This window comes from Stenotrophomonas sp. 05N37 (genome assembly GCF_056397365.1).
This window is the reverse complement of the sequence record NZ_JBFTNG010000005.1, coordinates 107,098-125,994: the sequence shown is the minus strand read 5'-3', so window position 1 is coordinate 125,994 and position 18,897 is coordinate 107,098. Positions and strand designations below refer to the sequence as shown.

17 protein-coding genes are annotated in these 18,897 nt (G+C 70.6%); all 17 read right to left on the bottom strand.

Annotation, left to right across the window (positions count from 1 at the left end; all coding sequences use genetic code 11):
* Nucleotides 1–79: 79 nt before the first annotated feature.
* Nucleotides 80–3,418, bottom strand: coding sequence for an ankyrin repeat domain-containing protein (locus tag AC1DGC_RS14830; RefSeq protein WP_478048235.1), 3,339 nt, complete (start codon nucleotides 3,416–3,418; stop codon nucleotides 80–82).
* Complete coding sequence (locus AC1DGC_RS14825; protein ID WP_259209559.1) at nucleotides 3,411–3,680, bottom strand: YcgL domain-containing protein; 270 nt, start codon at nucleotides 3,678–3,680, stop codon at nucleotides 3,411–3,413. The genes AC1DGC_RS14830 and AC1DGC_RS14825 overlap by 8 nt, the downstream gene beginning before the upstream one ends.
* Before the next feature lie 338 nt (nucleotides 3,681–4,018).
* Complete coding sequence (locus AC1DGC_RS14820; RefSeq protein ID WP_259209519.1) at nucleotides 4,019–4,456, bottom strand: excinuclease ATPase subunit; 438 nt, start codon at nucleotides 4,454–4,456, stop codon at nucleotides 4,019–4,021.
* A 70-nt stretch (nucleotides 4,457–4,526) separates the two neighbouring features.
* Entirely contained in the window at nucleotides 4,527–5,768 is a 1,242-nt protein-coding gene (locus AC1DGC_RS14815; protein ID WP_259209517.1) for a beta-ketoacyl-ACP synthase, read from the bottom strand.
* Nucleotides 5,768–6,499 carry a 3-oxoacyl-ACP reductase FabG gene (gene fabG / locus AC1DGC_RS14810; RefSeq protein ID WP_259209515.1) on the bottom strand — a complete coding sequence of 244 codons (732 nt, stop codon included), beginning with the start codon at nucleotides 6,497–6,499 and terminating at the stop codon, nucleotides 5,768–5,770. Before fabG ends, AC1DGC_RS14815 begins: the two co-directional genes overlap by 1 nt.
* The gene (locus AC1DGC_RS14805; RefSeq protein ID WP_259209514.1) at nucleotides 6,496–6,951 is read right to left on the bottom strand and encodes a hotdog family protein; all 456 of its coding nucleotides are present in this window, start codon (nucleotides 6,949–6,951) and stop codon (nucleotides 6,496–6,498) included. The genes fabG and AC1DGC_RS14805 overlap by 4 nt, the downstream gene beginning before the upstream one ends.
* A 2-nt stretch (nucleotides 6,952–6,953) precedes the next feature.
* Nucleotides 6,954–8,147, bottom strand: a complete 1,194-nt coding sequence (locus tag AC1DGC_RS14800; protein WP_478048234.1) for a beta-ketoacyl-[acyl-carrier-protein] synthase family protein — start codon at nucleotides 8,145–8,147, stop codon at nucleotides 6,954–6,956.
* Nucleotides 8,144–8,695 carry a DUF3261 domain-containing protein gene (locus AC1DGC_RS14795; RefSeq protein WP_478048233.1) on the bottom strand — a complete coding sequence of 184 codons (552 nt, stop codon included), beginning with the start codon at nucleotides 8,693–8,695 and terminating at the stop codon, nucleotides 8,144–8,146. The genes AC1DGC_RS14800 and AC1DGC_RS14795 overlap by 4 nt, the downstream gene beginning before the upstream one ends.
* On the bottom strand, nucleotides 8,683–9,924 hold the full coding sequence (locus AC1DGC_RS14790) for an NAD(P)/FAD-dependent oxidoreductase (protein WP_259209508.1): 1,242 nt from the start codon (nucleotides 9,922–9,924) through the stop codon (nucleotides 8,683–8,685). The genes AC1DGC_RS14795 and AC1DGC_RS14790 overlap by 13 nt, the downstream gene beginning before the upstream one ends.
* Before the next feature lie 51 nt (nucleotides 9,925–9,975).
* Nucleotides 9,976–12,345 (bottom strand): MMPL family transporter, encoded by a 2,370-nt coding sequence (locus AC1DGC_RS14785; protein WP_478048232.1) that lies wholly within the window; start codon nucleotides 12,343–12,345, stop codon nucleotides 9,976–9,978.
* Nucleotides 12,338–12,967: an outer membrane lipoprotein carrier protein LolA gene (locus tag AC1DGC_RS14780; protein WP_259209504.1), complete on the bottom strand. Its 630-nt coding sequence runs from the start codon at nucleotides 12,965–12,967 to the stop codon at nucleotides 12,338–12,340. Before AC1DGC_RS14780 ends, AC1DGC_RS14785 begins: the two co-directional genes overlap by 8 nt.
* Nucleotides 12,964–13,386, bottom strand: a complete 423-nt coding sequence (locus AC1DGC_RS14775; protein ID WP_259209503.1) for an acyl-CoA thioesterase — start codon at nucleotides 13,384–13,386, stop codon at nucleotides 12,964–12,966. Before AC1DGC_RS14775 ends, AC1DGC_RS14780 begins: the two co-directional genes overlap by 4 nt.
* Nucleotides 13,373–14,920, bottom strand: coding sequence for an HAL/PAL/TAL family ammonia-lyase (locus AC1DGC_RS14770; protein ID WP_394163150.1), 1,548 nt, complete (start codon nucleotides 14,918–14,920; stop codon nucleotides 13,373–13,375). The genes AC1DGC_RS14775 and AC1DGC_RS14770 overlap by 14 nt, the downstream gene beginning before the upstream one ends.
* On the bottom strand, nucleotides 14,910–15,857 hold the full coding sequence (locus AC1DGC_RS14765) for an LpxL/LpxP family acyltransferase (RefSeq protein WP_478048231.1): 948 nt from the start codon (nucleotides 15,855–15,857) through the stop codon (nucleotides 14,910–14,912). Before AC1DGC_RS14765 ends, AC1DGC_RS14770 begins: the two co-directional genes overlap by 11 nt.
* Nucleotides 15,854–16,657, bottom strand: a complete 804-nt coding sequence (locus AC1DGC_RS14760) for a glycosyltransferase family 2 protein (protein ID WP_478048230.1) — start codon at nucleotides 16,655–16,657, stop codon at nucleotides 15,854–15,856. Before AC1DGC_RS14760 ends, AC1DGC_RS14765 begins: the two co-directional genes overlap by 4 nt.
* On the bottom strand, nucleotides 16,650–18,335 hold the full coding sequence (locus AC1DGC_RS14755; protein ID WP_478048229.1) for an ApeI family dehydratase: 1,686 nt from the start codon (nucleotides 18,333–18,335) through the stop codon (nucleotides 16,650–16,652). The genes AC1DGC_RS14760 and AC1DGC_RS14755 overlap by 8 nt, the downstream gene beginning before the upstream one ends.
* On the bottom strand, nucleotides 18,328–18,879 hold the full coding sequence (locus tag AC1DGC_RS14750; RefSeq protein WP_259209491.1) for a COG4648 family protein: 552 nt from the start codon (nucleotides 18,877–18,879) through the stop codon (nucleotides 18,328–18,330). Before AC1DGC_RS14750 ends, AC1DGC_RS14755 begins: the two co-directional genes overlap by 8 nt.
* Nucleotides 18,880–18,897: the final 18 nt, after the last annotated feature.

Below are 18,897 nucleotides of genomic sequence, written 5' to 3'. Positions count from 1 at the left end.
AACCCTCGCCGCCGCCGGGAATGGCCCGGGGCGGGCGGCCGCCGACCAACGGTCGGCGCTACGTCGGGGTGGGATGGGATCAGCCGTTGTCGCGCAGGAAGCGGGCCATCGAGGACACGCCCGGCACGCGCGGTTCGAACTCACCGGCGACGTCGATGAAGCCACGCATCACCGCGATTTCGCGCGGGCTGCGGTTGAGCGCGTCGCGCACGTCCGGGTCGGCGCCGGCGCGCAGCAGGCGCTGCACCAGCAGCGGCAGGCCGTGCAGGGCGGCGAGGTGGAGCGGGCCGAAACCGCGCGGATCGCGCACCTCCAGCGAGACATCCTCGTCCAGCAGGCGCTCGACGGCGGCCAGCACCACCTGCTCGTCGCAGGCGGTGCCCGGTTCGGCGCGGGCGCCCAGCAGCAGCAGCAGCGGCGTCACCGAGCCGGCGGCAGCCTGGTCCGGTTCGGCGCCGGCCAGCAACAGGGTGTCGAGCAGGGCCAACAGGCGCGAGCGATCGCGGGCGCTGAAGCCGTAGAGCGCGGCGCAATGCAGCGGGCCCAGCTGCTGCGCGTCGCCGGCATGCACGTTGGCACCCGCGGTGAGCAGCCGCGCGACGATATCGGGCAGGCCCAGCGCCGAGGCCAGCATCAGCACGGTCACGCCGCCAGGCAGGCGGTATTCGAGTTCGGCACCGGCATCGAGCAGGGCCGAGACGATGTCGATCTGGCGCATGCTGACCGCCGCCGACAGCGGCGTGGCACCACTGGCCGCGGCGTGCTGCGGGTTGGCGCCACGCGCCAGCAGCAGGTCGACCACGGCCAGGTGGCCACCGCCGGCGGCGCGCAGCAGCGCGGTGCAGCCCTGCGCGTCGACCACGTCCACCGCAAAGCCCAGGTCGATCAGGCGACGGACCGCGTCGGCATCGCCGGACATCGCCGCCGCCGGCAGGTCGCCGTCGCGCAGGGCGCGGCGCGGCAACGGCCACACCCGCCAGTCCAGCCAGTCGGCCAGGTCGCGACGACCGATCGACAGCGCCACGCCCAGCGGGGTCTGGCCGTCGGCGGCGCGTGCTTCCGGCGAGGCGCCCTGCTGCACCAGCAGCTTCAGCGAGCCTTCGCGGGCCAGTGCGGTGGCCAGGTGCAGCGCGGTCATCCCATGGCTGTCGCGCGCTTCGCGGTCCACCCCGAGCAGCAGCAATGCCTGCTGCAGGCGCAGCCAGCCCAGCCGCACCGCCAGCGACAACGGTGGATCACCGGCCGGCGACGGCGCGAAGGGGTCGGCGCCACGTTCCAGCAGTTCCAGGGCGAGCTGTTCCAGCCCGCGCGAGGCGTGGTCGTGCTGCGCGCAGGCGCTGAGCAGGCGGGCAAGGCCGCCGCGGCCGGCCGGGGACAGGCCACGACGCAACAGGACCTGCAGCGCAGGCACGGCATCGATGCCGCGTGCCAGCAGCGCGAACATCGGTGTGTCCCCGCAGGCATCGAGTACTTCCGGGGCGGCACCGTTGGCAAGCAGCCAATCGACTGCCTGCGGGTCCAGCGCCAGTTCGGCGTCGTGCAACAGGGCGCCCAGTTCCTGCGGATCGCACAGCCGCGCCAGTGCGGCCATGCCGTCGAAGTTGCCGAAGCCCAAGGCTTCGCGCAGCAGGTCCAATGGCGGGCGGTCGGGCAGCGAGGGGGTGGCCGGGTCGGCGTCGGCATCGACCGCGGCAAGCCCGTCGGTGACCGAGGCCGGCAGCGGGTAGCTGCGGTCCAGCAGCGAGACGATGGCCCAGCGACCGGCGCTGGCGGCGATGTCCACGGCGCGGCGGCCCTGCGGGTCGACGGCGTCGGCGGCGATGCCCAGTTCCAGCAGGCGGCGCACCAGCAACGGCGAGACGTTATCGGCCATGCACGCCAGCAGGACCGCGTTGCGCCCTTCCACGTCGACCGCGTTGAGGTCGGGATGGTGCGGCAGCAGGTGTTCGATCACCGCGGCGCGACCGCCGCGGGCAGCCTCCAGCCACGGCGTACGCGACAGCGCATCGCGCGACTCGAGGTTGGCACCGGCCCCCAGCAGCACGTCGATGATGTCCACATGGCCGGCCAGGGCGGCTTCATGCAGGGCGCTGCGGCGCTGGCGGTCGCGCGCGTCGGCGCGGGCCTTGTGCTTGAGCAGCAACTGCACGCCGGCCGGATCATCCTCTTCGGTGCCGGCAGCCGCCAGCAGCACGGGGGTGCCATCGGCCGGCTCGGTCTTGGCGCCGCGCTCGAGCAGGAACCGCGCCAGCCGCCAGTTGCCGACCTGGCAGGCCACCGCCAGCGGTGACCAGCCGTCGTTGTTGAGCGCGTCCACTTCGGCGGCGGCGTCGCGCAGCAGCGCGGCCACGCCCGGGTCCGAACTGCGCGCGGCGTGGTGCAGGGGCGTGTTGCCCTCGCTGTCGACCGCGCGCGAATCGGCGCCGTTGGCCAGCAGGGTCATCACCGCTTCGGGCCGGCCGTGCCAACTGTCGCGGGTGGCGGCCAGCAAGGGGGTCATGCCACGGTGCGGAGCATTGATGTTGACGCCGCGCGCGATCAACTCGCGCAGCAGGCGCAGGTCCGGCAGCACCGCGGCCAGCACCGGCAGGTTGCGCTGATCGCGCCAGGCCGGGTCGGGCAACCCCTGCGGATCGGCACCGGCGGCAAGCAGTTGCAGGGCACGGTCGACGCGACCGCTGCGCGCGGCGTCATACAGGGCGGGCAGGTGTTCGTGCTGGCCGAGCGGTTCCAGCGGCTGCGGTTCGGCGGCGTGGCCGGCGAACGCATCAAGGCGGTCGTCGCCCATGTCGACCGCGGCGCGGGCGGCCAGGCTGGCGGCCGGCGCGATCTTCTGCAGCGCCAGATGGGCCAGCGGCGAAAGCACCACGACGGCGGCGGTGAGCGGCCAGCGCAGCGCGTCGGACACCAGGCCGGGCCAGGCCGGCAGCACTACCAGCGCGCACACCAGCACCACCAGCGCGGCCACGGCCAGGCCGCGCCACGCGCTGAGGTCGCGGCCGGACAGGGCCTGCCAATGGCTGTTGAGGCTGCCAGCGGTGCGTTCGACTTCATTCCACAACGGCCAGGTGCGCCAGACCCCGAGCAGGGCGGCGCTGACCGCCACGCTGAGCCCGAGCACGGCGGCCAGGCTGCCGCTGTCGTGCAGGGCGCTGAGCGGCCAGGCCACCAGCGCGGCGAGCAACACGGGGCCGGCCAACCAGGGGATCAGCAGCGCGGGCAGGTCCTGGCGCAGCACCTTGGCCGGCGGCTGCACCGGGCGGGTGCGACGCCACCAGGAAATGCCCAGGGCGAAGGCCGGTTGCGCCAGCGCGACGCCGAGTGCGGCAGGCACGCCACCGAGCGCGGCCGCCAGGGCCAGCAGGACGCCGGCGGCGAACGCGCTGGCCAGGGCGCGGCTGCGCAGGGTGTCAGTCATCGCGGCGACGCGGGACCCGGACCGGGGCGACCGGCGGCGGGGGCATCTGCAGGTGGAATCCGCGCTCGGCCAGGTTGGCGCGCACTTGCGCGACGTCGGCCAGGGCCAGGCGACGGTCGGGGGTCAGGGCAACTTCCAGCACGAATGCGAACGGCGCCAGCGTGGCCTGCAACGCTTCTGGAACAGCGTTGAAGTCATCGCGGACGGCGAGGTAGACGTAGGTGTCCTGCTTGCGTTGGCTTTTGTAGACGTAGGCTTGCATTGCCCGCGGGGCGTGGCCCTGGGAAGTGATGGCGATGATTGTGTCGGAAACCACGCGGGGGGGAAAGCCGCGATCGCGTCCAGACGCCGGTTTACTGGCGCGCGGCAGATTCAGGTTCATCAATGTCGCGATGGCGTTCAGGTGGCGCGGGCTGCTCTGGCCACGATCGTCCGGCGCGAGGGCCGCAACGGTATTTGTCTTTCGGCGGGCTGGGCCGGGCCGCGAGCGGGATTCACAGCGTGCCCCGTCAATCCACCCACGCCTGCCCTGCCAGCGACACCCGCAGGGCAACCGGTGCTCGATGGCCACCGCTCGCGACGAGCGGTGGCCGACAGGGCTTACTTGACCTTGGCGTAGGTGCCCTTCAGGGCGACGCCGGCCATGATCGTGCCGGCGTAGCACTCGTAATTGGTCGCGCTCTTGAACTCGTTCTTCTTGTAGTAGCTGACGATATCCACCACCGCATTGGCGTTGCGCGACTTGGCGCCGTCCTGCAGCGCGCGCAGCGCCGACAGCGCCACCCAGCGGCAGGCTTCCTCGTCGCTCTTGTTGGCGGCGTTGGTCTTCTTGTTGGTCACGTCCTCGCCGAGGCGCTGCTGGACGTTGACCTTTTCGCCGGCCAGGTAGAAACGCACGCTGCCGTCGATACCGGCATCACGGGCGGCCTGGGAGCTGACCAGTTCACGCAGCGACTGTTCCACGCGGGTGTCACGGGCCTGGGCGGTGCTGGCGACGGCGAGCAGCGCGGTGGCGGCAATCAGGGCAAAACGACGCATTCAACTTTCTCCTTGTTGGTGGGGTGCTGGGTGCTGCGTTGGAAACCGGCCCGCGCGGGGGCCGGGTACATCAGTCTTGCCAGCGACGGAAGATCAACGAGGTGTTGATCCCGCCAAAGGCGAAGTTGTTGCTCATGACGTAGTCGGTCTGCAGCGCGCGGCCCTCGCCCTGGATGAAATCCAGCGCCCCGCAGCGCGGGTCGACCGTGTGCAGGTTCAGGGTCGGTGCGAACCAGCCTTCGCGCATCATTTCGATGGTGAGCCAGGCCTCGAACGCACCGCACGCGCCGAGCATGTGGCCGACGTAGCTCTTCAACGAACTGATCGGCATGCCCGGCCCGAACACCTGCGCGGTGGCCTGGGTCTCGGCGATGTCCCCATGCTCGGTGGCGGTGCCGTGGGCGTTGACGTAGCCGATCCGGGACGGTTCCAGGCCGGCATCTTCCAGCGCCAGGCGCATGGCCTGGGCCATGGTGTCGGCGGTGGGCTGGGTGACATGCTGGCCGTCGCTGTTGGTGCCGTAGCCGACCACCTCGGCCAGGATCGTGGCCCCGCGCGCCTGCGCATGCTCCAGTTCCTCCAGGATCAACGTGCCGGCGCCCTCGCCCAGGACCAGTCCATCGCGGTTGGCATCGAACGGGCTGGGCGTGGTCTGCGGCGCATCGTTGCGCACGCTGGTGGCAAACAACGTGTCGAACACCGCCGCAGCCGTGGCATCGAGCTGCTCGGCGCCGCCGGTGACCATCACCTGTTGCTTGCCGCTGCGGATCGCCTCGTAGCCGGCGCCCACGCCCTGGCTGCCGGAGGTGCAGGCGCTGGAGGTGGTGTAGACGCGCCCGGACAGGCCGAAGAACACCCCGATGTTGACCGGCGAGGTGTGGCTCATCATTTTCAGGTAGGTGGTGGCGCTGATGCCTTCGGTGGTGTGCTCGTGGAGCATGCGACCGAACTCGGCGGTGGCCTCGTGGCTGCCCGACGACGACCCGTAGGCAACCCCGGCCATGCCGCTGCGCAGCACCGGATGGCCGAGCAGGCCGGCCGCCTCCAGCGCCAGCTCGGTGGCGCGCACCGACATCACCGCCACCTTGCCCATGCTGCGGGTGGTCTTGCGGTTGTAATGCGGCGGCAGCGCGTAGTCCTGCACCGGCGCGGCCAGGCGCGTGTTGAGGCCGTCGAAGACTTCCCACTCGGGGATGTAACGCACCGCGTTGACGCGCGCGTGCAGGCGTTCGCGGATGCTCGGCCAGTCATGGCCCAGCGGGCTCAGCGCGGCCGCGCCGGTGACCACGACGCGACGTTCGGTTCTGCTCATCAGACCATGCCTCCGTTGACCGAGATCACCTGGCGGGTGATGTAGCCGGCCGACTCGGACAGCAGGAAGGACACCGCGTGGGCGACCTCGTCCGGCTGGCCCATGCGACCGGCGGGAATCAGTTTGAGCGCGTGGTCGAGCACCTCCTGGTTGACCATCTCGGTCTCGATCAGGCCCGGGGCCACGCAGTTGACGGTGATCGCGCGGCTGGCCAGTTCCAGCGCCAGCGCCTTGGTGGCGCCGATGATGCCGGCCTTGGCCGCGCTGTAGTTGGTCTGGCCGCGGTTGCCGACCAGCCCCGACACCGAGGACAGGGTGACGATGCGGCCGGGCTTGCGCCGCCGCACCATCGGCATCACCAGCGGGTGCAGCACGTTGTAGAAGCTGTCCAGGTTGGTATGCACCACCGCGTCCCAGTCTTCGGCGGGCATCGCCGGGAAGGCGCCGTCGCGGGCGATGCCGGCATTGCAGACCACCCCGTAATAGGCGCCGTGCGCCTCCACGTCGGCCTCCAGCGCGGCGCGCGCGGCCTCGCGATCGGCCACGTCGAACATCAGCACGCGGGCCTGCCGCCCCAGCGCCTGGATCTGGGCGACCACCTCCTGTGCCTCCTCGATGCGGCTGCGGCAATGCACCACCACGTCGAAGCCATCACGCGCGATCCGCAGCGCGATGGCGCGGCCGATGCCGCGGCTGGCGCCGGTCACCAGCACCGTCAGATTCCCTGTCATGCCTCTCCACTCTCCAGATAGGCCATCGCATCGCGTGGTTCGAACACGGAAACGTTGGCGACCGCCAATTCGGTAGCGCCTGCCAGGATCCGGCAGGCAAACATGCCCAGGCCATTTTCGCCCATCAGCTCGCACTGTGCCTCTACCCGCAGGCAGGTACCGGCGGCGAAATACGGCTGGTGCGCGGTGTAGCGGCGGGTGCCCAGCAGGAAGCCGATCGACGGCTCCCGCCCGGCCTGGCGCGCCTTGCACCCGGCCCAGGCGGCGATCGCCTGGGCCATGTATTCCACCCCGACCCAGGCCGGGACGCCCTCGGGCGTGGTGAACAGCCCCTGCGCGGGCACGTCCACTTCGACCACGATCGATTCGGGCTGCCAGTCCAGCAGCCTGTCGATCAGGCGCATGCTGTCGCGATGCGGCAGCACGTCATCGATGTCATGCGGCAGCTGCATGCTCACTCCCGGGACAGGGCCAGCACGGCATTGCTGCCGCCGAAGGCGAACGAATGGCTGAGGACGTGCTGCGGCGGGTGCGCCGCGCGCGTGCCCGGCGCGACCAGGGCCAATGCCGGCAATGCGGCATCGCCCTGCCCGTCCCACCAGTGCGTGGGCAGCTGCTGGTCGGGGTTGTCGGCCAGCACCATCCAGCACAGCGCGGCCTCGATCGCCCCCGACGCGCCCAGCGTGTGCCCGGTCAGTGGCTTGGTCGAGCTGGCCGGCACCGCGGTGCCCAGCACCGCCGCAACCGCCTGGCTTTCCATGGCGTCGTTGTGGCCGGTGGCGGTGCCGTGCAGGTTCACGTAATCCACCTGCGCGGGCGCCAGCCCGGCGCGGTCCAGCGCCTGCTGCATGGCGTCGATCGCACCGCGCGCCTGCGGATCCGGCGCGGACATATGGTGGGCGTCGGACGACTCGCCCCATCCGGACAGCCGCACCGGGCCGGGCGTGGTGGTCATCAGGAACAGCGCGGCACCTTCGCCGATGTTGATGCCGTTGCGGTTGGCCGAGAATGGATTGCAGCGCGCCGCCGAAACCGACTCCAACGCGCTGAACCCGGCCACGGTGAAGCGGCACAGCGAATCGGCGCCGCCAGCCACGACGGCATCGACCAGGCCGGCGCGCAGCAGGCGGGCGGCCGTCATCAACGCCTTGGCGCTGGAGGAACAGGCGGTGGAGATCGTCCACGCCGGGCCGTTGCTGCCGATACGCTCGCGCACGAAGCGCGCGGAGGTGCCCATTTCCTGCTGCGCGTAATCGAAATCAACCGGCCACTGGCCCGTGTCGCGATGCTGGCGCAGCGCGTTCTCCGATTCGCCGATGCCCGAGGTGCTGGTCCCGATGATGACCGCGACGCGGTCGGCGCCGTGCCGCGCGATCGCCGCATCCACCGCCGGGCGGATCTGTACCAGTGCCGCCTCCAGCAGCGCGTTGTTGCGACCGCGCAAGGCCACCGGCAACGCGGACAGGTCCGGCAGCGGGGTGCCCACCTCGCCCAGCGCCAGGCGGCGGCCAGCGATCAGCTGGTCGTTGTCGCGCAGGCCGCCGGGCTGCCCGGCGAACAGGCCGTCGCGCACCTGCACGCGGTCACCGCCGAGCGCGCAGACCACGCCCAGGTCATTCAGATAGATCGCGCTGCTGCTACTGCTCACGGCGGTGCCTGTTCCATGTCCAACGATTCGATCACCAGTTCATAGCCCTCGGCCAGGTTGCGCAGGCGCACCCGGCCATCGGCCAGCGGCTCCAGCAGGAGCCAGGCCTTGCCGTCCTGCTCGAGGCGGCGCTGCCCGCCCGTCTCGACCAGGGTCCACCCGGCGGGCAGCGCGGCACGGATCGCCGCCACGGGCCACAGCGCGAACTGCAGGTCATCCAGCACGCGCTCACCGCGCACCTGCGGCGGCAGCCAGGGCGCGCGCGTCTGCTGCAGGGTGGCGCCGTCCCAGACCATGCGCACGCCGGTCTGGCCCATGGCCTGCACCGCCAGCCGCACCTCGCTGCCGTCGGCTTCGAGCAACGCATCCAGCTCGCGCTCGTGGCTGCCGAAGCGGAACTGCAGGCGCTGCTGCAGCTGCAACGGCTGCGGCAGCGCCGACGGCGGCAACCGCAGGGTCGGCAGCTGCACCAGGGGCGCGGGCATGCGCGTGCTGGCACAGGCGGCCAGCAGCAGGCACAGCAGCAGGGAGACGATCAGACGGTGCACAGTTCCTCCAGCACCCGCAGGCGGCGACCGGTCGCATCGGCCACGTACGGATTATTGGTGTCCCACGCATAGCCGGCCAGGATCGAGGAGATCATGCGGCGCACGTCGGGCTGCTGGGCGGGGTGGTAGATGATTTTCTGGAAGCCACCGGCATACCAGGCCTCGACGAAGCGGCGGAAGGTCTTCACCCCGGCGCGCAGCGGAATGGAGAAGTCCTGCTCCCAATCCACGGTTTCGCCGGCGTGTTCGCGCGCCAGGCACTCGCTGGCCAGCTGCGCCGACTTGAAGGCGATGGTGACGCCGGAGGAGAACACCGGGTCGAGGAACTCGCCGGCGTTGCCGAGCAGCGCGTAGCCCTCGCCCCACAGCGAGCTGACGTTGGCCGAGTAGCCGGTGATGGTGCGCACCGGCAGCACGGCCCACTCGGCGTTCTTGAGCAGGCGGGTCAGGTTGGGATCTTCGCCGACGATGGCCTGCAGCTTCTCCAGGTCGCTGCCCGGGTATTTCTCGAAGAAACTCGGCTCGGCGACCACGCCCAGCGAGCAGCAGCCGTTGGAGAACGGGATCGTCCAGTACCACACGTCCACGTGTTCGGGATGGGTGGTGATCAGGATCTTGTTGCGGTCGAAACCGGCGCCGGCCGGGATGTGGTCGCGCACGTGGCAGAAGATCGCCCCACGCACCGGGAAGTTGGACGGCGATTCCAGGTCCAACAGTCGCGGCAGCAGGCGTGCAAAGCCGCTGGCATCCAGGATGAAGCCGGCCTCGATGGTGTACTCGCTGCCATCGGGGCGGCGCACCTGCACCCGTGCGGGGCGGCCCGGCTGCACCGACAGCACTTCGTCGCCGAAGCGCAGGGTGGTGCCCATGCGCTCGGCACCGCGCGCCAGCACGTCGTCGAAGTCGGCGCGCTGCACCTGGTAGGTGGTGCCCCAGCCCGGCGAGAACTTGTCGCGGAAGTCGAACTCGGTGCTGGCCTCGCCACGCACGAAGGCCGCGCCGTTCTTGTACTGGAACCCGGCCTGCACCACGTCCTGCAGCAGCCCGGCCGCTTCGATGTACTCCATGCTCTGCGGCAGCAGGCTCTCACCAATGGAGAACCGCGGGAACTGCTGGCGCTCCAGCATCAGCACCTGGCGGCCCTGCTTGCGCAGCATCGCCGCGGCGACCGAGCCGGCGGGGCCGGCGCCGATCACCAGGATTTCCGTGCGTTCGACTTGCGGGTTCATCGATACATCCTTGATCAGAAAACGTGGGAGAGGAAAAGGCGGACGCGTCGCTCAGTGCGGTGCGTCGTGCGGCGGTGGGCGGAACAACGGCGAGATGATCCAGACCAGGCCGATGCCGAACAACAGGGTCAGGCCGAAGGCGCGCAGCGCCGGCGTGGCCGACAGGCCGAGCAGCCCAAACGACAGCCAGGTACTGGCCGCGCCCACGCACACCGCCAGCCATGCGCTGGCATCGCCGCGGTGCTCGATCAGGAAGATGCCGTAGTCGATGCCCATGCCCAGCAGCAGCATCAGCGCCAGCACGTTGAACAACTGCAGCGGCTGGCCGAACAGGCCGAGCAGGGCCAGGGTGAGGGCGCCGGCCACCAGGGTCGGGGCGAACACGCGCCAGGCCTGCGCGCGGTAGCGCCAGTACAGCACCGCGAACACCAGCACGATGCCAACCAGCAGCAGCCCGCTCATCAGCTTGCGGTAATGCTTGAGCAGCTTGGAGAAGTCGGCGGTGCGATCGACCCAGCGCACGCCCGGGATGCCCTGGGCCTGCGCTTCAAGCAGGGTCAGGGCATCGGCACGCGACAGGTCATCGACCATCACCACCGACGCCAGGCCGCCGCCCACCTTGCCCAGCCACAGGTGCCGGAACGGCATCGCCGCCGGCGAGGCCAGGAACGCATCGGCGTCCAGGTCGCTGGCCGCGTAGTACGGGCGTGCCAGCGGTTCGCCGACCGCCTCGCCCACCTTGCCGAGCACCTGCGGCTCGACCCGGGCGGTGAGCGCGGCATCGGCGTGCTGGCGCTGGCGGGAGGGCAACCAGTCGCTGATCGCGCGATAGCCGCCGATCTGCTTTTTGGTGGACAGCACGCGCAGGCGCTCGATCAGCGCCTCTTCGCGCTGCAGTACCTGCTCGGCGTCATCGCCCTGCACCAGGTAGAACTGCGCCGGGCTGGGCATGCCCAGCATCTGGCTGATGCGGATCTGCTGGTCGATCAGGGTCTTGGGCGAGGACTGCAGGCTGCGCAGGTCGTCGTTGCTGCCGAGGCGGGCGATGCCGACTGCCGAGAACACCGCCGCCACGCCCAGGAACAGGACGGTACGGCGGCCCTGCAGGCGGGGCCAGCGCTCCAGGGTGCCCCCCAGCCAGCGCGCGAACCGCGTGCTGCGGATCTCGCCGCCGTCCAGCCACGGGAACCAGAAGATCACCGTCAGGAACGCGGCGGCCAGCCCGACCACCGAGAACAGCGCCATCTGGCGCAGGCCGGGGAACGGTGCCAGGCCCAGCGCCAGGTAGGCCAGTGCGCTGGTCAGCAGGGCCAGCCACAGGCCGGGCAGCAGGTGCCGCAGCAAGCGCCAGCGGCGGTCGGCCGGCTCGGCCTGGCGCGAAGCGAACCAGTGGATGCCGTAGTCCTCGGCCACGCCGACCAGCGAGGCACCGAACACCAGCGTGAGCACATGCACCTTGCCGAACACCAGCACCGTCACCGCCAGCGCCACGCCGCAGCCGATCAGCAGCGAGGCCGCCACCAGCAGGATCGGGCGCAACGAACGGAACGCCAGCCAGACCAGCAGCAGCACCGCGGCCAGCGAGCCCCAGCCGATCGTGTTGATCTCGCGGTTGGCCTGCACCGCCGCGGCTTCGGCATGCAGCGGCACGCCGGCGCGCAGCACCTCCAGCCCCGGCGCCTGTTTGGCCGCGGCGGCGGTGGCCGCATCGAGCAGCAGATCGATATGGCGCTCGCCGTCGAGCTGGAACGCCGAGCCGACCGTGTCGTACTGCACGATCGACCAATGCTTGCCCTCGGCCTCGAGCAGGCCGTCATCGCCCACGCGCAGCCCGGACCCCAGCGCGCGCTCCTGCCACCACTGCGGCCACAGCGACAGCGGGTCCTGCCGCCATTCGGTCAGCCGCGGCGCGCCCATCGGGCCATACAGCGCGGCCAGTGCCGACGCGGCCAGGCCATCGACCGGCTCGGCCTGCAGGCGCTGGCGCTGGTCGCTGGTCAGCAGGCGGTCGCGGTACGGTGCATAGAACGCACGCGCCTGCTCGAACCAGCCTTCGATCGAACCACTGTCCACCAGCAACGCCTTGCCTTCGGCGCTGTCACGCAGCGCGCGGCGGAAGGCCTGCTCGGCCGCCTTGGTCCGCGCCGCGTCGGCACTGCCCAGCAGCACCACGATCTGGCGCGCATTGGCATCGGCGATGCGCCGGGTGACATCGGACAGCAGGCGGTCGTGCGCATCCTGCGGCAACAGCGCGAGGATGTCGGTGTCGATCCGCGACTGGCTTTTCCACAGGTGCCATTGCTGCGCGCCCAGGCCGATCAGCACCAGCAGCCAGAGGATGGCCAGCCAGCGCCACACGCGCTGCAGCCGTCCGTTCGGGGCCAGGGCGTTGCCCTGCCCCGCGTGCAGGGACTCATTCAAACTTGCGTCCCTCGTCCGCGCTCAGCTGCGCCGGGGTCTCGCGCATGCCGGCGAAGTGGATGCGGGTGACGTCCTGGTTGGCTTCGGTGATCTGCACCTCGCGCACGTAGCGGTCGCCGCTCAGCGCCAGCCCGGTGAACACCTTGGCCAGCATCGCCGAGCGCGGGCTCAGCTGCATCGTCCAGCCGTTGTTGGGCAACGCCTCCACCTTGACCGTGAACTGCGCCGACAGCGCCTGCGCATCGCCGCTCATCAGCGCGAACATGATCGCGTTGACCGACCGCATCGCCGGCTGCTGGCGGCCGTCCAGTTCCACCCGGCTGCTGCCGTCGCGCTGGCGGCTGAGGATGCGGTCACGGGTCACCACCACTTCGGACGGGAACGGCTTGAGCGTGGTCCAGATGACGCCGTGGTCCTGGGCCAGCACGAAGCTGCCCTGCGAGCGCAGCGGGTTCTTGAAGCCGGCCACCTGTTTCTCCTGGGTGAATTCACCGCGCAGCACGCCGACCTTGGCCACGCGCTGCTTGACCAGATCGACATCGGCGACCGCCGGCGCGGCCAACGCGGGCACGGCCACCAGCAACGACAACAGCACGACCAGCGTGCGCAGCAGAGCGTTCATTGCACTTCAACTCCCAGACGGTCCCACAGCACGGACGGGCACAGGTACAGCATTTCGTTGGTGACCGCGTCCACGGCCACCTGGATGGTGTGGGCGCGGGTCAGCACCGCGCCGCTGTCGGCATCGAGGATTTCGTAGGCGATCTTCAGCCGGTTTTCCCATTCGGTGATCGTCGCGCGCACGCGCAGCGCCTGCCCGTACAGCAATGGCCGGATGTACTTCACCCGCGCATCCACCACTGGCCAGAGGTAGCCGGACTCGCGCATCTGCGGGTAGTCGTAGTCGTAGCGCTGCAACAAGGCGCAGCGCGCAATCTCGAAGTACTTGAAGTAGTTGCCGTGCCACACGACGTGCATCGGGTCGCAGTCATGGAAGGTGGGCGACAGCGCCACCTCCCCACTGAGGTCAGGCCTGGTCATACAGGCTCCAGCGCTGGCCACGGATGTCCTCGAGCAGCGCCCGCAGTTCGCGATCCAGGGCACGGTCTTCATCGACCAGCGCGATACGTGCGCACAGGTCCTGGTACATCGCATCCAGTTCGCCATGCAGGGTGGCGTTCATGCCCACCCGCTGGCGCAGCGCCACGCCCTGGCGGGCGGTGATCAGCAGCGCGGCAACCACCTGCTCGGTCAGCTCGATCACGCGCAGGCAGTCGCGCGCGGCGATGGTGCCCATGCTGACCTTGTCCTGGTTGTGGCATTCGGTGGACCGCGAGAACACCGAGGCCGGCATGGTCTGCTTGAGTGCCTCGGCGGTCCACGCCGACACGCTGATCTGCAGCGCCTTCAGGCCATGGTTGATCGCCGCGCGCGGGCCGCTGGCGCCGGACAGGTTGGCCGGCAGGCCATGGTTGTAGCGCGCGTCCACCACCAGCGCCATCTGTCGGTCGAGCAGATCGGCCAGGTTGGCGATGGCGTTCTTCAGCGCATCCATCGCAAAGGCGATGTGGCCACCGTAGAAATGCCCGCCGTGCAGGATGCGCTCGCCGTCGGCGTCGATCAGCGGGTTGTCGTTGGCGCTGTTGAGCTCGGTTTCGATCAGCTGGCGGAAGAACGGCAACGCGTCCTGCACCACGCCGATCACGTGGGGGGCGCAGCGCAGCGAGTAGCGGTCCTGCAGGCGCTGTTCGTTGCGCGGCGGACGGTCGCTGTGCAGGTCCTGGCGCAGCCGCGCGGCGATCTGCATCTGGCCCGGGTGCGGCTTGGCGGCAAACAGCATCTCATCGAAATGGTGCGCGTTGCCGTCGCTGGCCAGCACGTTGAACGCGGTCAGGCGCGTGGCCAGCCGGGTCAGGTAATCGGCGCGGTCGTACGCCAGGCAGGCCAGCGCGGTCATCACCGCGGTGCCGTTCATGATCGCCAGGCCTTCCTTGGGGCGCAGCCGCAGCGGGGTCATGCCGATCTCGGCCAGGACCTCGGCGGCCGGGCGGCGCGCGCCCTGGTACATCACCTCGCGCTCGCCACACAGCACCGCGGCCACGTAGGACAGCGGGGTGAGGTCGCCACTGGCGCCGACCGAGCCTTCGGCCGGGATCAGCGGCAGCACGTCGTGGCGCAGCAGCGTGGCCAGGCCCTGCAGCAGCGGATGGCTCACCCCGGACATGCCGCGCACCAGCGAGGCCAGCCGCGCGGCGATCACCGCGCGCGTCTCGTTCTCGTCCAGAAAACGGCCCAGGCCGCAGCCATGGTAGGTGAACAGGTGGTGCGGCAGCTCGGCGACCAGCGCCGGCGGGATGTTGACCGTGCACGAGTCGCCGTAGCCGGTGGTCACCCCATAGATGACGCCGTCTTCGCGCAGCAGGCGGTCGAGGAAATCGGCCCCCTTCTGGATGCGTGCCTGGAAGGCCGGATCGTCGCTGACCACGGCCTGGGCCTGGCGCTGCGAGAGCGCGACCACGTCTTCGATGGTCAGCGGCGCATCGCCGAAGCGTATGTCGGGGGGATTACTTGCCATGAGATGCCTGATCCCAGAAGGGGAAGAAATTGAACCAGTCCAAGGGTGCCTGGGTGACCTGAACTTCCAGCCACCGGGCGAATTGTTCGGCCTGCGCGGTCAGCGCGGCATCGCGCGAGCCGCGCGGCAGCACGATGCGGTCGCTGAAGTGCTCGAAGCGCACGCGGTAGCCGTCGCCTTCGTGCAGGCAGGCCATCGTGTAGACCGGGCAGGCCAGCGCGGACGCCAGCACGTAGGCGCCGATCGGAAACTGCGCGACATGGCCGAGGAACGGGGCCGGCACGGTGCGCCCGCCGCGCAGCGGCACGCGGTCGCCGACGATGGCCACGAAGCCGCCGTCGGCCACGCGGCGCTGCAGCTCCACCGCCGTGGCCGGGCCCATGTCGGTGACCTGCATCAGTTCGACCGAGGCCAGCGGGTCCAGCCGCTGCATCAGCCGATTGAAGCGCTGTGCGTGCGCGGTATGCACCAGCACGGTGATGCGGAAGCCGGGCACCTGTTCGGCCAGCACCTGGCACAGTTCCAGGCAGCCGATGTGCGCGGTGAGGATCAACCCGCCCTCGCGGCGCGCGATCTTCTCCAGCATCAGGTCGCGCTGCAGGCGGATATGGCTGGGCGTATAGCGGCCGCCCAGGCCGAGCAGCTTGTCCAGCAGGGTGTCGGCGAACAGCGCGAAGTGTTTCAGGCTGGTCCAGCGCCCCGGCACGTGGCCGAGCACGCCGGTATGCGCCTGCAGCCGGCGCAGGTACTGCTGCGAGGACTGCCGTGCCACCCGGTTGCCAAGCCAGTGGCACAGCACCACCGGGTACACGCACAGGCGGAACGGCCAGCGCCCGAACCAGCGGTGCACCCAGCACAGGAACAGCACCCCGGCGGCCGAGGTGGTCTCGCCCAGGTCGGCCCAATGCGGAGCGGTGGCCGGTGCCGGCGCAGTCATGCCGGTGGCGCTCCCGCCGGCGCGGCACCGCGCAGGCGGCGCCACAGCAACCGTGGCGCGCGGGGCAGCATGCCGAAGAACAGGCGGGTATGCATGCGGCTGATGCGCACGTTGTCGCGCCACACATCGAAGTGCGACACGCCGTCGCTGGGATACGTGACCCTGGTCGGCAGGCTGATCACCGGCACGTCGCGCCAGAACAGCCGCACCAGGATCTCGCTGTCGAAGTCCATGCGCCGGCCGATGGTTTCCTCGCCCACCAGCCGCGTCACCGGCGCCAGCGGATACAGCCGGAAGCCGCACATCGAGTCGCGGATGTGCAGCGACAGCGTGTTGATCCACACCCAGATGTGGGTGGCATAGCGGCCATACAGGCGTGCCTTGGGCACGCTGGCATCGTAGGCGGGGATACCGCAGATCACCGCGTCCGGGTGCTGTCGGGCCAACGCGACGAAGCGCGGGATATCGCCCGGATCGTGCTGGCCATCGGCATCGATCTGCAGCACGTGGCTGTGCCCGCGCCGCGCGGCCTCGGCGAACCCGGCCAGCATCGCCCCGCCCTTGCCCTGGTTGTGCGGCAGGCGCAGCAGCGCCACCTGCGGCGCATGCGCCGTGGCGAGGGCATCCAGCACCTGCGCGCAGCCCGGGTGGGAGCCGTCATCCACCAGCAGGCAGGGCAACCCGCTGGCGAGCACGCCGCGCACCACCGCGCCGATGGCGTGTTCGTGGTCGTACACCGGGATCACCACCAGCGGGGCGAAGGGCGCCGCCGGCATCGCACGGGACGGCGTTTCATGCATCGCCGAACACCACACGGCCACTGGCATGCACGCCATGGTCGGACACGTAGCGGAAGGTCAGCACCGATTTGGCGGCATCCCAGCCCAGGCTGAGCTGCAGGCAGTCGCCCGGGCGCGCCACATGCTGGAACTTCAGCGCATCCATCCGCTCGAAGCGCGGCGGCATGCGGAACACCTGGCGTGCATAGTGGATCGCCCAATCCAGCTGGACCACGCCGGGCAGGATCTTCGCCTGCGGGAAGTGCCCGTCGAAGGCGATCAGGTCCGCCTCCAGCGGCAGGTGGAGCACCGCCGCGTCGGCCTCGCGCTGCTGCCACTGCACCGTCGGCAACACCGGCCGGAACAATGCCGCCAGCGCCGCGGCGGTCACCTTGCCCTGGGCATTGATCGGCAGTTCGTCGACGAAGCGCCAGCGCCGCGGGCGGGTCACGGCATCATGGCTGCTGGCCAGGTGCGCGCCGAGCGCCTGCGCCTGGCGACGGCGCTGCGCGTCATCCCAGCCGGCCACCCCGGCCGGCTGCGGCACGACCACGGCGGCCAGCTGCTCGCGCGCACCCGGCAGCACCAGCACGCGCACGTCCTGCACGTCCGGGTGGGTGCGCAGCTGGTGTTCCAGCGCGTCCAGCGAGACCCGGCGCTCTTCGATCTTGACGATGCGGTCGGCCCGGCCGAGCAGGCGGAAGCTGCGCCCGGCATCGGCTTCGACCCTGTCCTGGGTCTGCCACCAGGCACGGTCCTGCAGGTGCGGCGAGGACACCGACAGGCAGCCGCCCTCGATCCGCCACGCCACGCCGGGCAGCGGGTGCCACTGCGGCTGCTCGGCACTCCAGCGGCGCCAGGCGATGCCGCCGGTCTCGCTGCTGCCGAACACTTCGGTCGGCGCCACCCCCAGCAGTGCGCCGGCCTGCAGCGCGGCCTCTTCCGGCAACGGCCCGCCGGAGGAGAACACCGCGCGCAGGCGGCCCCGCAGCGAAGACCAGTCCAGCTGCCCGGGCAGGCGCTTGAGGTGGGCCGGCGTGGCCACCAGCACCGACGGCCCCTGCGCCAAGGCGCTGACCAGGTCTTCGTGGAAGAAGCGCCGCGGCTGGATCGCGCGCCCGGCCGCCAGCGGCCACAGCACGCGGAACAGCAAGCCATAGATGTGCTGGTGGGAGACGGTGCCATGCACCTGCGCACCCTCGAGCTGCTCGCCGAAGGCGGCATGCAGCGCATCCACCTCCCGGGTCAGCTGGTGCATGCGCTTGACGATCGCGCTCGGCGCGCCGGTGCTGCCGGAGGTGAACACCACCAGCTCCAGCCGGTCTTCGTCCAGCGGCAGCAGCGGTACATCGGCCAGCGCTTCGCGATCAGGGGGCAGCGGTGCGTAGCGGGCCGGCACGTCACCGGCGAACCCGGCCACCCGCGGGCTCAGCCCGTCCAGCGTGGCCGGCAGGTTGTCGCCACCGAGGAAGACCCGCTTGCCGGCATGCCAGGCCCCCAGCAGGGCGGCGGCGAACACCAGCGTGTCATCGAAGTACAGCGCCCAGTCGCTGCCGGGCGCGCGCGCGAACGCCTGCTGCCAGCACAGCACCTGCTGCCTGAAACGCGGGTGGTCGACCACCCCGTCCGGCGCGTGGCCCACGATCCGGCCCGGCAGCGCGGACACGGCCAGGCGATCCAGTGCGATCCATTCAGCCATGCGCGTGCGCTGCCTTGACCCGTCGCCGCACCAGCCATTCCCCACCAAACAGAGCACCCATCATCACGTACGCCAACAATCCGTTGTACAGCGCCCAGACCTGATTGGACGCCCACAGCGCCGTGATCAGGGCCAGACCCCCGTTGAAGACAAAGAAGCCGCACCACACCCAGGTGACACGGCGGGTATAGACCACCGCGAACGGCGGCAGGTCCGGCTCGCTCAGGCGCGCCAGGCGTTCCACCGCGCTGGGCGGGAAGCGCAGGCTGGTGGCGAAGATCACCAGCATCACCGCATTGACCAGCGCCGGGTACAGCTTCAGCGGCAGCGCCTGGTTGAACGCGGTGGCCACCAGCGCCAGCACCCCGGTGCCCAGCGCAGCCACCCACCACACCGGCTGGCGGGTGGTGAGCGCGCGCAGCGCAGCCAGGCTGAACAGCAGCAGCGACAGCCAGCGCGGCTCGAAGCGGCCCAGCGACAGGTACACCACCAGCGGGTATGCCAGCGACAGCAACGCAAACGCCGCGACGCGCACCCGGACCATGGTCAGTGTCCTGCGGCA